General features: G+C 58.1%; 13 protein-coding genes. 4 read left to right on the forward strand and 9 right to left on the reverse strand.

The genetic code is table 11. The features are described from left to right. The first annotated feature begins 133 nt into the window (after window positions 1-133). The 3 genes from AC6CWS_RS05945 to AC6CWS_RS05955 all read left to right on the forward strand — a co-directional run bounded on the left by AC6CWS_RS05945 (window position 134) and on the right by AC6CWS_RS05955 (window position 2,942). A complete protein-coding gene (locus AC6CWS_RS05945) occupies window positions 134-1,003 on the forward strand; it encodes a Kdo(2)-lipid IV(A) acyltransferase (RefSeq protein ID WP_498256390.1) in 870 nt (289 codons plus the stop codon). Between the two features lie 222 nt (window positions 1,004-1,225). After that, window positions 1,226-2,464: a multidrug efflux MFS transporter MdtG gene (gene mdtG / locus AC6CWS_RS05950; protein WP_049014597.1), complete on the forward strand. Its 1,239-nt coding sequence runs from the start codon at window positions 1,226-1,228 to the stop codon at window positions 2,462-2,464. 91 nt (window positions 2,465-2,555) lie between these two features. Beyond that, complete coding sequence (locus tag AC6CWS_RS05955) at window positions 2,556-2,942, forward strand: MysB family protein (protein ID WP_002898981.1); 387 nt, start codon at window positions 2,556-2,558, stop codon at window positions 2,940-2,942. On the opposite strand, the gene AC6CWS_RS05960 is transcribed toward AC6CWS_RS05955, so the two are convergent. From AC6CWS_RS05960 to mdoG, 3 genes are all read right to left on the reverse strand, one after another. Then, window positions 2,943-3,170, reverse strand: a complete 228-nt coding sequence (locus AC6CWS_RS05960; RefSeq protein ID WP_004204534.1) for a YceK/YidQ family lipoprotein — start codon at window positions 3,168-3,170, stop codon at window positions 2,943-2,945. It abuts the gene before it with no gap. Between the two features lie 66 nt (window positions 3,171-3,236). Further along, window positions 3,237-5,765: a glucans biosynthesis glucosyltransferase MdoH gene (mdoH, locus tag AC6CWS_RS05965; RefSeq protein WP_065881761.1), complete on the reverse strand. Its 2,529-nt coding sequence runs from the start codon at window positions 5,763-5,765 to the stop codon at window positions 3,237-3,239. Continuing rightward, window positions 5,758-7,311, reverse strand: a complete 1,554-nt coding sequence (gene mdoG / locus AC6CWS_RS05970) for a glucans biosynthesis protein MdoG (protein ID WP_004140751.1) — start codon at window positions 7,309-7,311, stop codon at window positions 5,758-5,760. Before mdoG ends, mdoH begins: the two co-directional genes overlap by 8 nt. Window positions 7,312-7,562: 251 nt before the next feature. Between mdoG and mdoC the strand changes: the two genes are divergently transcribed. Beyond that, a complete protein-coding gene (gene mdoC, locus AC6CWS_RS05975) occupies window positions 7,563-8,723 on the forward strand; it encodes a glucans biosynthesis protein MdoC (RefSeq protein WP_065812117.1) in 1,161 nt (386 codons plus the stop codon). A 34-nt stretch (window positions 8,724-8,757) separates the two neighbouring features. On the opposite strand, the gene AC6CWS_RS05980 is transcribed toward mdoC, so the two are convergent. The 6 genes from AC6CWS_RS05980 to ghrA form a co-directional block, all read right to left on the reverse strand. Further along, complete coding sequence (locus AC6CWS_RS05980; protein ID WP_060592419.1) at window positions 8,758-9,351, reverse strand: TetR/AcrR family transcriptional regulator; 594 nt, start codon at window positions 9,349-9,351, stop codon at window positions 8,758-8,760. A 65-nt stretch (window positions 9,352-9,416) separates the two neighbouring features. Further along, a complete protein-coding gene (gene ymdB, locus AC6CWS_RS05985; protein WP_023289115.1) occupies window positions 9,417-9,944 on the reverse strand; it encodes an O-acetyl-ADP-ribose deacetylase in 528 nt (175 codons plus the stop codon). Window positions 9,945-10,096: 152 nt separating this feature from the next. After that, entirely contained in the window at window positions 10,097-10,579 is a 483-nt protein-coding gene (locus tag AC6CWS_RS05990) for a DUF1097 domain-containing protein (protein ID WP_044522057.1), read from the reverse strand. Window positions 10,580-10,682: 103 nt separating this feature from the next. Next, window positions 10,683-11,237 carry a TorD/DmsD family molecular chaperone gene (locus tag AC6CWS_RS05995; RefSeq protein ID WP_023289113.1) on the reverse strand — a complete coding sequence of 185 codons (555 nt, stop codon included), beginning with the start codon at window positions 11,235-11,237 and terminating at the stop codon, window positions 10,683-10,685. 22 nt (window positions 11,238-11,259) lie between these two features. Then, complete coding sequence (locus AC6CWS_RS06000) at window positions 11,260-11,997, reverse strand: phosphatase (protein WP_004204525.1); 738 nt, start codon at window positions 11,995-11,997, stop codon at window positions 11,260-11,262. An 88-nt stretch (window positions 11,998-12,085) separates the two neighbouring features. Beyond that, entirely contained in the window at window positions 12,086-13,024 is a 939-nt protein-coding gene (ghrA, locus tag AC6CWS_RS06005) for a glyoxylate/hydroxypyruvate reductase GhrA (RefSeq protein WP_032452421.1), read from the reverse strand. Between the last annotated feature and the right edge of the window lie 95 nt (window positions 13,025-13,119).

Consider the following 13,119-nt stretch of genomic DNA (forward strand, 5'->3'; position numbering starts at 1 on the left):
TCCCTACATTTTACGCTACATTTTTCTCACCGGTCGCCCCCCACTTAACAAAACGATGTGGCTGTTGCCGCCTTTGGCTGGCCGGTAAAAAAATGCGATAATATAAGATGTTGCTCACTGATACGGGTATGAAATGACTCATTTGCCTAAATTTTCTCCGGCGCTGCTGCATCCGCGCTATTGGCTGCTGTGGCTGGGTATCGGCCTGCTGTGGCTGGTTGTCCAACTGCCCTACCCGCTGATCTACCGCCTCGGGAATGCCATCGGCCGGCTGGCCATGCGATTTATGAAGCGCCGGGCGAAGATCGCCTATCGCAACCTTGAGCTCTGCTTCCCCGAGAAAAGCGAGCAGGAACGTCACCGGATGGTGGTGATGAACTTTGAATCGGTGGGTATGGGGCTGATGGAGACCGGGATGGCCTGGTTCTGGCCGGTTCGCCGTATCGCCCGCTGGACCGACACCATCGGCTTTGAGCATATTCGCGATGTGCAGGCGCAGCAGCGCGGCATTCTGCTGATCGGCATTCATTTCCTGACACTGGAAATGGGCGCGCGGATGTTCGGTATGAACGAGCCGGGGATTGGCGTCTATCGTCCCAACGATAACCCGGTCATCGACTGGCTGCAGACCTGGGGCCGACTGCGCTCCAACAAGGACATGATCGACCGCAAGGATCTGAAAGGTATGATCCGCGCGCTGAAAAAAGGCGACGTGGTGTGGTACGCGCCAGATCATGATTACGGCCCGACCGCCAGCGTCTTCGCCCCACTGTTTGCCGTAGACCAGGCGGCGACCACCTCCGGCACCTGGATGCTGGCGAAAATGTCCAAAGCCTGCATCGTGCCCTTTGTTCCACGCCGTAAACCGGACGGTAAAGGTTATGAACTGATTATCCTGCCGCCAGAGTGCTCCCCGCCGCTGGACGACGCGGAAACCACCGCTGCGTGGATGAATAAGATCGTAGAGCAGTGCATTATGATGGCCCCGGAACAATATATGTAGCTCCATCGCCGCTTTAAAACCCGCCCCGAGGGGATGCCCTCCCGCTACTGAACCTCTTTCCCGGCCGCGCGCCTCCCGGCCGGGAATCCCCAGCGCTCAGGCTTTACGCTCTGCTTTAGCTTTAAAAGCTCTCCTCCATTGCGGCATTTATTTCCCAGGCGCATAATTAGCAGGCTCATATTTTCTCTTAATTTGACCTGCCGCGCAGGCCAGTGGAACCCTATGTCGTCTGCTGATACCCCCATTAACTGGAAACGAAACCTGACCGTCACCTGGCTTGGCTGCTTTTTAACCGGCGCCGCCTTCAGCCTGGTCATGCCTTTTCTGCCGCTCTACGTCGAACAACTCGGCGTCACCGGGCATAGCGCCCTCAACATGTGGTCCGGGCTGGTCTTTAGCATCACTTTTCTCTTCTCCGCCATCGCCTCGCCGTTCTGGGGCGGACTTGCTGACCGCAAGGGACGTAAAATCATGCTGCTGCGTTCAGCCCTCGGGATGGCCATCGTCATGATGTTGATGGGGCTGGCGCAGAATATCTGGCAGTTTCTGCTACTGCGCGCGCTGCTCGGCCTGCTGGGCGGCTTTATTCCCAATGCCAACGCCCTGATTGCCACCCAGATCCCGCGCCATAAAAGCGGCTGGGCGCTGGGCACGCTGTCAACCGGCGCGGTAAGCGGCGCCCTGCTCGGCCCGCTGGCGGGTGGCTTCCTGGCCGACCACTGGGGCCTGCGTACTGTCTTCTTTATGACCGCGGCGGTGCTGTTTATCTGCTTCCTGTTTACCCTGTTTTTAATCCGTGAAAATTTTGTCCCGATCGCCAAAAAAGAGATGCTCAGCGCGAAGGCGGTGTTCTCCTCGCTGCAGAATCCGAAACTGGTGCTCAGCCTGTTTGTCACCTCGCTGATCATCCAGGTCGCCACCGGCTCCATTGCGCCGATCCTGACGCTTTACGTGCGCGATCTGGCGGGTAACGTCAGCAATATCGCCTTTATCAGCGGGATGATCGCCTCGGTGCCGGGCATTGCCGCCCTGATGAGCGCCCCTCGTCTGGGCAAACTGGGGGATCGTATCGGACCGGAAAAAATCCTCATCGTGGCGCTGATTATCTCGGTGCTGTTGCTGATCCCGATGTCGTTCGTCCAGACCCCGCTGCAGTTAGGTATCCTGCGATTCCTGCTCGGCGCCGCGGACGGCGCGCTGCTGCCGGCGGTGCAAACCCTGCTGGTGTATAACTCCACCAGCCAGATCTCCGGGCGGATCTTCAGCTATAACCAGTCATTTCGTGATATTGGCAACGTCACCGGCCCCCTGATCGGCGCCTCGGTTTCCGCCAACTACGGCTTTCGCGCCGTCTTCCTTGTTACCGCAGGAGTGGTGTTGTTTAACGCGATCTATTCGACCCTCAGCCTGCGCCGGCCAGCCGCGGACGCCTCGCAGCACGACCGCCATTCACTAAATTAACGTCCAGAGGGGCTCAGCCCCTTGACGCCTTGCCTGGCGCCTTCTATAGATTGAATCGTGTTCAATTCATATTCTTCTCAGGAGATTCGCTATGCCAAAGGATTCGATGTTCTATGCTACGCTCGAAGAAGCTATTGATGCAGCACGTGAAGAATTTCTCGCCAACAACCCTGACAGCGATGAAGAGAGCGCTAACGTTGAGCAGCTGAATATTCAAAAGTATGTGCTGCAGGATGGCGATATCGCCTGGCAGGCCGAATTTTTTGCTGACGAAGAGGAACAAGGCGAATGCTTACCGATGCTCAGCGGCGAAGCCGCGCAGAGCGTCTTTGATGGGGATTATGATGAGATAGAGCTGCGTCAGGAGTGGCTGGAGGAAAATACGCTCCATGAGTGGGATGAAGGTGAATTCCAGCTCGAGCCCTCGCTGGATACCGAAGAGGGACAGACGGCGGCCGACGAGTGGGACGAGCGTTAATCAGTTATAGGGCCCGTGGCTGGCGTCCAGCGGCAGCAGCAGCGTATCGAAAACCAGCGAGAACGGCAGGTCCAGAATGGTGAGATAGCGCCATCCTGAATCGCGAACGTCCCACTGCACGCCCGGGTAATATTGATTGCCATGCCCCTGCCCGGGCACCGTCCGGCTAATAATGCTGCCGCAGCCGCTAAGCAGCAGCGCCATAGCAATGATAGGTAGTATTCGCATCCACAACCTCGTGTTTCAGATAAAAAAATACCGGCATCGCTGCCGGTATTTTCCTTAACGTACGGCTTATTTCGTTTTCAGCGCCAGCGGGTTAAGCGCCAGCTGCTGATAGGCGTTCACCCACGAGGAGTATTTCTCCGGCGCGGCCCATACGCGATAGTGCAGACGCGACATGGTTACCGGGTCGCTCAACAGCACCAGTCGACGATCGCGGTTCAGCTTATCCGGCGTTTCATTCAGCGCCTGCTCGACATGGCGCTCGCGGGCGATCTCCAGGATATGACCCTGACGGTGGCGCGCGGTGGCCATCGCGGTCGCGAGGGCGTTAAACGACGGGTTAAACACCGCGTGCATAAAGCCATCGTCCAGCGAACGCTGACGGTTCAGCGTCAGGTACGCATCGGTATCCTTGAGCACCTGCGGCGGCGAATACTCTTCCGGGATCAGGAACAGCTTCCAGCGCTTGGTGCGCAGGCCCACGGTCGCCCGGCTGGAGATCGCCGACACGAACGGCGACAGGATCAGCGATACGACAATCGGCGCCAGCCAGAACAAGAAGCGCAGATCCAGCCATGCCATTCCGACCGCCCATACCAGCCCCAGCAGCAGCTGCGAGCCGTGACGCATAAAGGCTTCTCCCCACGGCGTGGAGTCATCATCACGCTGCGGCGAATTCCACACCACTTCCCAGCCGAGGAAAGCGCTGACCACGAAGACGGTGTGGAACAGCATGCGCACCGGCGCCAGCAGGACCGAGAACAGGACCTCCAGCAGCAGGGAAAGCGTCACGCGGATAAATCCACCGTACTCTTTCGGCCCCTTACACCACACCAGGATGATACTCAGCAGCTTCGGCAGGAACAGCAGCACCATGGTCGAGGCGAACAGCGCAATAGCCAGCTCCGGACGCCACTGCGGCCACACCGGGAACAGCTGACGCGGCTGCAGGAAGTACTGCGGCTCGGTCAGGGCATGCACCACCTGCAGCGCTGTCGACAGGGCAAGGAACATAAACCACAGCGGCGCCGACAGGTAGGACATCACGCCGGTAAGGAACACCGCCCGGTGCACCGGGTGCATCCCTCTCACGAGGAACAGGCGGAAGTTCATCAGGTTGCCCTGGCACCAGCGGCGGTCGCGTTTCAGCTCGTCCAGCAGGTTCGGCGGCAGCTCTTCATAGGAGCCCGGCAAATCGTAGGCAATCCACACGCCCCAGCCGGCGCGGCGCATCAGCGCGGCTTCAACGAAGTCGTGCGACAGAATCGACCCGGCAAAGTTGCCCTCGCCCGGCAGCGGCGCCAGCGCGCAGTGCTCAATGAACGGCTTCACGCGGATGATGGCGTTGTGTCCCCAGTAGTGGGACTCCCCCAGCTGCCAGAAGTGCAGACCCGCCGTAAACAACGGACCATACACCCGGGTGGCAAACTGCTGGCAACGCGCATACAGCGTGTCCATGCCCGAGGCGCGCGGGGATGACTGGATGATCCCGGCGTTCGGGTTCGCTTCCATCAGGCGCACCAGGCTGCTCAGACACTCTCCGGTCATCACCGAGTCAGCATCCAGCACCACCATGTAGCTATACTGGCTGCCCCAGCGGCGGCAGAAATCATCGATGTTGCCGCTCTTACGCTTCACGCGACGACGACGACGACGGTAGAAGATCTGCCCTTCGCCCTGTACTTCGGCAATCAGCTCCATCCACGCCTTTTGCTCAGCGACACAGATATCGGGGTTATAGCTGTCGCTGAGGATATAGACGTCGAAATGAGCGGCGTTGCCGGTGGCTTTCACCGACTCCCAGGTCGCTCGCAGCCCGGCGAACACGCGGTCAACGTCTTCGTTACAGATCGGCATAATAAGCGCCGTACGGTGCGCCGGGTTCAACGGTTCGTCACCGACCGTCGAGGCGGAAATACTGTACTTATCGCGACCGATCAACAGCTGCAGGAAGCCCATTAACGCGGTCCAGAAGCCGGCGGAAACCCAGCAGAACAGCACCGCGAAGAGGATCAGAATGCCGCTCTGCAAAACGTACGGCAGCAGCTGCATGAACGAAACCCACAGGTTCTGCCCCACCATATCGGCCGGGTTGATCAGCGCCCAGCCCTGATAAGGCAGAATGGTTTTCATGTACCAGGTCGCCACCACGGTCTGCGACAGCGTCAGCAGCAGCAGGATGTAGCGACGAATGGTACCGACGGTACGCCATTTTTGCTCGCTCTCGCGCTCTTCTTGCGTCAGGCGGGAGAGATAGCGCGGCGTGACATCGCGTCCGCGCAGACGGTCCCAGAAGCGGCCAACCGGGTTGGTACGCCACGGGTCAGGGATCATCGAGGAGCGCTTGGCTTTCGGCATCGCATGCAGCTGGGTGCGGCCTTCATCATCCTTCACCAGCTGATCGCCAGACAGCGAATCCGGCCAGCTGTGCGCCAGCCGCGCCTTGACCGACCCCAGCGGGGAGTCGTCTTCGCGGGCGAAGGTCTGATGTTCGTCATCCAGGACCTGATGAACGGCCTGCAGGCTGGTGTCCGGCAGCGCCGATTTCTCGGCGTCCGACAGCGGCAATGCGTCAATGTACTTCGTTATCTTATTCATTGGCAGGCAGCTGATAGCTCCAGGTTTCGCTCAACGTGTCATCGCCGTTAACCAGTGCGGCGCGCATTTCCGTCGTTTTCTTCGGATCTTTCACCTTCAAACGCAGGATCATTCGCCAGCCTTTGGTCACCGGATTGTAACGCACGGTATTTTCAACGATTTCAGCGTTGTCGCCGGTGCTCGCCTGGGCGGCGACCGGGGTATCCGCCGGCAGTTTTTTCATATCGGCGCCGGTGAAGTCGACAATGAAAGCAATGGTACCGTCCGGCTGGCGGATCAGGTTCGACTGCTTAACATCGCCGGTAGAGCGGCGGGTCTGCATAACGTACGCGTTATCCGGCGCATGCAGCTTGTCTTCATCGCGGCTGAAGGTGATGGTGTACTTGAAGTTCATCTCCTTGCCCGGCTCCGGCAGCTGATCCGGCGTCCAGTAAGTCACGATGTTATCGTTGGTTTCATCGTTGGTCGGGATTTCGACCAGTTCGATTTTCCCTTTGCCCCACTCCCCTTTCGGGGTGATCCAGGCGCTCGGGCGCAGGTCATAACGATCGTCAAGGTCCTCGAAGCGGGAGAACTGACGGCCGCGCTGCAGCAGGCCGAACCCTTGCGGGTTTTCCATCGCATAGCTGCTAACGGCCAGGTGTTTCGGGTTGTTCAGCGGACGCCAGATCCACTCGCCGTTGCCCGCCAGGATCGACAGACCATTGGAGTCGTGCAGCGCCGGACGATAGTTCAGCGCCGGAGAAGGCTGGTTGGAACCAAACAGGAACATACTGGTGAGCGGCGCCACGCCCAGTTTGCCCACTTTGTCACGCAGGTAAACTTTGGACTGGACATCCACCACGGTATCGCGTCCCGGCATGATCACAAAGCGATAAGCGCCGGTTGCCCGCGGCGAATCCAGCAGCGCATAGATAGTCAGACGCTTGTCGGTAGCTTTTGGACGCTCGATCCAGAACTCACGAAAACGCGGGAACTCTTCGCCGGAAGGCAGCGCGGTATCGATAGCCAGACCGCGCGCGGACAGACCGTATACCTGACCCTGACCCAGCACGCGGAAGTAGCTGGCACCGAGCATGCTGACGATTTCATCGTTCTTATCTTTGCTGTTGATCGGATACAGTACTTTGAAGCCGGCGAAACCAAGGTCTTTCACCGTGTCTTTATCGTGCTGAACGTTACCAAAGTTAAAATAGTCCGGGCTATATTTAATTTTGCGCACGCTGGTGGCCGTCACTTCATTGATGGTGACCGGCGTGTCGAAGTACATACCCTGATGGTAAAATTCAAGCTTGAATGGGGTTTTCTGGTTATTCCAGTAAGCTTTATCGTGATTAAACTGAATTTGCTGGTAGTCCGCGTATTTCATGTCGCGGAAAGCGGAGGGCAGGTTACTCTTTGGCGCTTCATAGCCTTTCCCGGCTAACGTTTTGGCCTCTTTTGCAACGTCATCAATGCTAAATGCCCATGCAGATGAAGTACACAGGGACAACATTACGGCTGCGCTTAACCAACGCATTTTCATCATCTGTGGTTTATGTTTCATATAAGTAAGCACTTCCCCCTTTGTGTGCTTAAATCGATCCGATCTATTTTAATGGAAACTCAGGCAATCCGACAACATAATCCCTGCTTTGTTCAGCGTAGCGGCGCAGGGAATAAACAGTTCGCAGTCCCGTTTGCACTTTGCGTGCTTATCCTGGAGACAGGTACCCCGAGTTCATGTAGGGTTGCTGATAATGTAAGCGTTATCATCTTGAGTGATAAGACGAATTATCTGAGATTGTCGTGAATCGTATGAATAATACTCCGGTACAGCGTGAATATTTTTTCGACAGCATCCGCGCCTGGCTGATGCTGCTGGGGATCCCTTTTCACATTTCGCTGATTTATTCCAGCCATAGCTGGCATGTCAACAGCGCAGAGCCCTCGTGGTGGCTGACGCTGTTTAATGATTTCATTCATGCCTTCCGCATGCAGGTCTTCTTCGTGATCTCCGGCTATTTCTCCTACATGCTGTTCCTGCGCTACCCGCTGAAAAAGTGGTGGAAAGTGCGCGTCGAACGGGTCGGTATTCCGATGCTCACCGCCATCCCGCTGCTGACGCTGCCGCAGTTTATTATGCTGCAGTACGTCAACGGCAAGGCGGAAAACTGGCACACCCTTTCGGGGTACGACAAATTCAACACCCTGGCGTGGGAGCTCATTTCCCACCTCTGGTTTTTGCTGGTCCTGGTGGTGCTGACCTCGCTGGGGGTGGTGCTGTTTAAATGGCTGACGCGCCGCCCGACTCCGGGCGCTCACGCATTCGGTGACACTGTCACCATGGGCCAGCTGACGATGATTTTCCTCGCGCTGGGGGTGCTTTACGCGCTGATCCGTCGGTCATTATTCGTGATCTACCCGCCCCTGCTGAGCAATGGTCTGTTTAACTTTGTGGTCATGCAGACGCTGTTCTATCTGCCCTTCTTTGTGCTGGGGGCCCAGACCTTTATTAACCCGCGCTTAAAGGCGATGTTCACCACCCCGTCGCCATGGTGTTGCGTGGCGTCACTGCTGGGATTCATCGCTTACCGCCTGAACCAGCAGTATGGATCTGGCGACGGTTGGATGTATGAAACGGAATCGGTGATCACCATGGTGCTGGGGCTGTGGATGGTGAATGTGATCTTCTCGCTCGGCCATCGCCTGCTGAATTTCCAGTCGGCGCGGGTGACCTACTTCGTCAATGCTTCGCTGTTTATTTACCTGGTGCACCATCCGCTGACGCTGCTGTACGGGGCGTGGATCACCCCGGCCATTAAGTCGAATACCTTAGGCTTTATTGGCGGGTTGGTTTTTGTAGTGGGGATTGCCCTGATCCTGTATGAAATTCATCTGCGTATTCCGCTGCTGCGTTTCCTGTTCTCCGGTAAACCCATGAGCAAACCGGCAAAAACCCCGGCCTCGGCCAGCTAACCTTTAGCCTTTGCGGCACGCCAGGCGTGCCGCGCTACGCTTGCTCATCAAACAGCCGGTCGAAGATCATATTATACAGGGCTTCTAAATCCGCTTTATCGACCGGAGTGGAGGCGCTCAGCTCACAACGGTAGGCTGCCCCCTCCGTCAGAACGGCGATGAGCTCTGAAGCAGCATTGCGTCGCGCATCGCCGAGACCGGGATGATAGCGCTGCGACAAACGGCCGCCCTCCTCTTTCAACCTCCGATCGGCCTGCACCAGGATCTCGCGCAAGCGTGGGTTACGCGAGGCTTCGGCGTTAATTTCCATCAACAGATAATTGTCGCTTTTGGTGGCTGCCGAAGTCGGGATCCTGCCGGCCAGCACCGCCGCTTTGCGCGCCAGATTGTGGTTCTCATCGATCATCTCCCCGACCCTGGCGTTGACGATTTCGCTGACAATCGCTTCGATGATCGCTTCCTTGCTGGCAAAAATGCGATACAGCTGACCGACGCTCAGGCCCGCCTCGCGGGCGATATCAGCGACAGAGGCGCCATGCAATCCCTTTGCCGCAAAACATCTTTGCGCAGCGGCAACGATCTCCGCGCGGCGCGCCTGCTGCTTCTGCTGTACTTTTCCTTCCGACACCTGCTCCCTCCTGCAATCCATCATTCCTGTCAATACCGGCGGTTATCATAGCCTATTCTGCGGAATCAGGGGTATGCCGCCAGCAGGCGACGATAGATAGCCGCCGTTTCCTCGTCGAAACAGACGAACAGGACCCGTTCAAGCGGGTTATAGCGGGTGAGAAACGCGGTCACGGTGCGCACGGCGATCGCCGCCGCTTCCTCTTTCGGATAGCCATACACGCCGGTGCTGATCGCCGGAAACGCAATGGAGCGGTAGTTGTTTGCCGCCGCCAGCTGCAGGCTGTTTTTGTAGGCATCGGCCAGGGTTTGCGCCTCCATGCGGTCGCCGCCGTGCCAGACCGGGCCCACGGTGTGGATCACCGCGCTGGCGGGAAGATCGCCCGCCATCGTGATCACCGCATGACCAGGGGGACATTCGCCCTGCTGCTGCAACACCTGCTTGCAGGCCGCCAGCAGCGCGGGACCGGCCGCCCGGTGGATCGCGCCATCCACCCCGCCGCCGCCCAGCAGCGAGGGGTTTGCCGCATTCACAATCACATCGACATCAAGCGTCGTAATATCGCCGAGAATTACTTCAGGTTGAACAGCCATTTCTCCTCCTGTCGGCATAGCGCGTAGATACGGCTTTCTGCCGATACTAGGGCATACCCGCCCCCGGGAGCAAGATTATCCCGCCGCGCCGGCGACAAGAAGGTAAAAAAAACAGGACCCTGAGGGTCCTGTTGCTATTATCGTCCCGCCGCTCAGGCGTTGTCATTGGCGAACGATTTATGCTTATCCGCACGGGCCGCCAGCCACAGGCCACTATTTTTCATGGCATAGCCAAAGACCAGGCCCAGCGCCAGAGAAGGGATAACCAGACGCCAGTCGCCGTCTGCCGCGAAGGTCGCGCAGGCGCCGATAAAGGTGCCGGGGACAAACGACAGCAGCGTCTGTCGCGCCTGGATGCACATCAGAAAGGCCACGACGCCGGTCATCATATAGCTGAGGATCTGCAGCTGCGGGGCCAGCGCGCTACCGTGGATAATCACCAACGCCCAGACCACGCCGCTCATTACCGTACAGGAGGAGATGGCCAGACCTTTCAGACCGCCCTGCGGGCAGGCGAAATAGGCGGTACAGCCGAGAAAACCGGCCCAGCTCAGCAGGCCGAGGGCGACCGCCACCCATCCCCAAATCCCGGAGAGAATGCCCGTCGTTAATGCGATTGCGAAGAGTATGTTCATGGCGCGTATCCTAGCAGATACGCGCCGGAAGAATGCGATCTAAAACACACTATATGAATGAAGCTAATTTCAGTTACATTAAAATAGTGACTTAAATCACATTTTATTGCTCATCTTCTTCCTGAAGCTCGTCCCACATCGCGGCGATGGCGTCGCGGGTCAACGGCGCCATCGTGCGCCAGAACGCTGTGTGCGCATGCGCTTCGACTTTCCCCAGCATTGTCCCGCACCACGGCAGGATATAGTCGGCAAACAGGCGCTCCAGCGTCTCGCTCTGCTCTTCTGTGGCATGATCCTCCAGCCAGGAGGCGGCCAGCAGCAGTGATCCGAGATGATCCGCCGGACCTTCTCCCGTCGGGATGCCATGCTCGCTCAGAAAAGCCCGGACCTCCGCTTCCGAGGAACCCTCCACCCACGCGCTACGGTACGGCGGGACGCTGCAGGCTTCACCGACGAACAGCGCATTATAGTCCGTCGCCAGGGACTGCATTTCACAGCTTTTCTGCAGACGCGCCAGCAGCTCGTCCTGTTCCAGCGGCCAGCTGGCGGCCAGTTTGCCCTCGCGGATCAGGGTAAACAGCGGCACCAGCAGCGGGTCCTGCGGTTGACGGTAATACAGCGAACCCAGCACGCGGCAGAGGATTGAAAACTCGTTCATTCAGTTATTCCAGTTATACAAATTAAAGGTCAGCAAATTCCGGGATCGCCGGCATACCACGCGACTCGAGGAAGTCGAGCAGGCGACGCGGAGAAACGTTGAGGATCCTCTCCTCCGGAAAATCGACAGCATCGAGGATCTTGCGGCATTCGGTAAACTCTCCGAGGGTAAACGCAGTGTGAGAGTCCGAGCCCAGCGCCACCCACCCTCCGGCGTCGCGCACCGCGGCGGCGATGGCCCGGCAGTTATCTTCACTGCCCACGCGCGATGAAACGAAAGAGGAGTTATTGATCTCCAGCGCCACCTGGTAACGGGCCGCCGCTTCGGCAATGGCCGGGATATCCACCGGGAATTTCGGATTACCCGGATGGCTAATCATATGCACTTTACCGCTGGCCATCGCGGCAATCATCGCCTGCGTATGGGTGGCGCTATCCTGCGGCGGAAACACCGGCTCGTGGAATCCGGCGATGATCAGATCGAGCGACGTCAACATCGGCCCGGAACAGTCGATCTCGCCTTCGATATTTTTAATATTCGATTCAATACCGCGCAGGATCCCCACACCGTCCACCAGACGGGGCCAGATGCGCATATTAACGAAATGCCAGTAGTGCGGAGCATCCGCCATGTCCGGGCCGTGATCGGTAATGGCGAAGAGTTTGATCCCTTTACGCTTTGCTTCCGCAATATAATCGTGCAGGGTGCTGTAGGCGTGGGTGCTGGCGACGGTATGCATGTGCAGGTCAACGGGATACATCACATTCTCCTCTTCTGTTTGCCGCAAGAATAGCAGGAATCCGGGCGCTTGATTAGCAAAAACCCCGCCGTGGCGGGGTTTGCTTACCTTAATAACCGCGCTGACGATCGACCTGACCGCTAACCGGTTCCCCTCGCTCCAGGCGGCTAATGGTCCCGGCGATGTAGGCAATGGCCTCCATCGGGCGGGTGACTGCCGCCACGTGGGGAGTCATGGCCACCCGCGGGTGCGCCCAAAGCGGGCTCTCCTGGGGCAACGGTTCGCGACTGAAGACATCGAGCATTGCCCCTTTGAGCTTACCGCTGTTCAGCGCCGCCAGCAGATCTTCTTCAACGACATGCACGCCGCGGGCAAGGTTTAGGACATAGCTCTCATCCGGCAGCTGCGCCAGCAGCGTCTGGTTAATAATGCCGACGGTTTCAGCGGTGTTCGGCAGCAGGTTGATCAGCACGCGGGTCCCCTGCAGGAATGTGCCCAGCTCGGCCTGGCCGGCAAAGCTCTGCACCTGCGGCCAGGCTTTGCGGCTACGGCTCCAGACGCGAAGCGGGAATCCCCAGGGTTGCAGGCTTTCCGCCACCTTCGCCCCCAGCACGCCGGCGCCCATAATCCCGACGGTGAAATCGTCGGCAAGATACTCAGGCAACGGCTGCCAGCGGGACGCCAGCTTCTGCGCCTGATAGTCATCGAACCGGCGGAACCAGTGCAGAACCTGGCTCACCGCATACTCCTGCATCTGTCGTCCCATGCCCGTATCTTCGAGGCGAAACAGCGGGATCGACAGGGGCAACATATCCGGATGATCGCGCAGCTTACTGAGGATCGAATCCACCCCCGCCCCAAGGGCGAACACGGCCTTCAGCGCCCTGCCCTGCAGCATCTCTACCGGTGGATGCCAGACCAGGGCATAGTCCGCCGGCTGGTTATCGCCCGCTTTCCATTCGCGCACTCTCGCGCCGGGTAACTGCTTTTCCAGCTCTCGGATCCAGTATTGGGTATCAAAGGTCGGATGGTAAAAAATAATCTCCATAGGGGCTCCTGATAGCAAACGCCCGGGGCAGGTTAATGCTGGCGTCTTATTTTACTCATTGTTTTCTATTGGTTTGCCAGCATAGCAAATTTCCC

The sequence above is a fragment of the Klebsiella sp. M041 genome (assembly GCF_059759695.1).

Bases quoted from the DNA above. Each gene is read 5' to 3' on its own strand.
- AC6CWS_RS05945 (WP_498256390.1), top strand. From the start codon at position 134: ATGACTCATTTGCCTAAATTTTCTCCGGCGCTGCTGCATCCGCGCTAT.
- mdtG (WP_049014597.1), top strand. From the start codon at position 1,226: ATGTCGTCTGCTGATACCCCCATTAACTGGAAACGAAACCTGACCGTC.
- AC6CWS_RS05955 (WP_002898981.1), top strand. From the start codon at position 2,556: ATGCCAAAGGATTCGATGTTCTATGCTACGCTCGAAGAAGCTATTGAT.
- AC6CWS_RS05960 (WP_004204534.1), bottom strand. From the start codon at position 3,170: ATGCGAATACTACCTATCATTGCTATGGCGCTGCTGCTTAGCGGCTGC.
- mdoH (WP_065881761.1), bottom strand. From the start codon at position 5,765: ATGAATAAGATAACGAAGTACATTGACGCATTGCCGCTGTCGGACGCC.
- mdoG (WP_004140751.1), bottom strand. From the start codon at position 7,311: ATGAAACATAAACCACAGATGATGAAAATGCGTTGGTTAAGCGCAGCC.
- mdoC (WP_065812117.1), top strand. From the start codon at position 7,563: ATGAATAATACTCCGGTACAGCGTGAATATTTTTTCGACAGCATCCGC.
- ymdB (WP_023289115.1), bottom strand. From the start codon at position 9,944: ATGGCTGTTCAACCTGAAGTAATTCTCGGCGATATTACGACGCTTGAT.
- AC6CWS_RS05990 (WP_044522057.1), bottom strand. From the start codon at position 10,579: ATGAACATACTCTTCGCAATCGCATTAACGACGGGCATTCTCTCCGGG.
- AC6CWS_RS05995 (WP_023289113.1), bottom strand. From the start codon at position 11,237: ATGAACGAGTTTTCAATCCTCTGCCGCGTGCTGGGTTCGCTGTATTAC.
- AC6CWS_RS06000 (WP_004204525.1), bottom strand. From the start codon at position 11,997: ATGTATCCCGTTGACCTGCACATGCATACCGTCGCCAGCACCCACGCC.
- ghrA (WP_032452421.1), bottom strand. From the start codon at position 13,024: ATGGAGATTATTTTTTACCATCCGACCTTTGATACCCAATACTGGATC.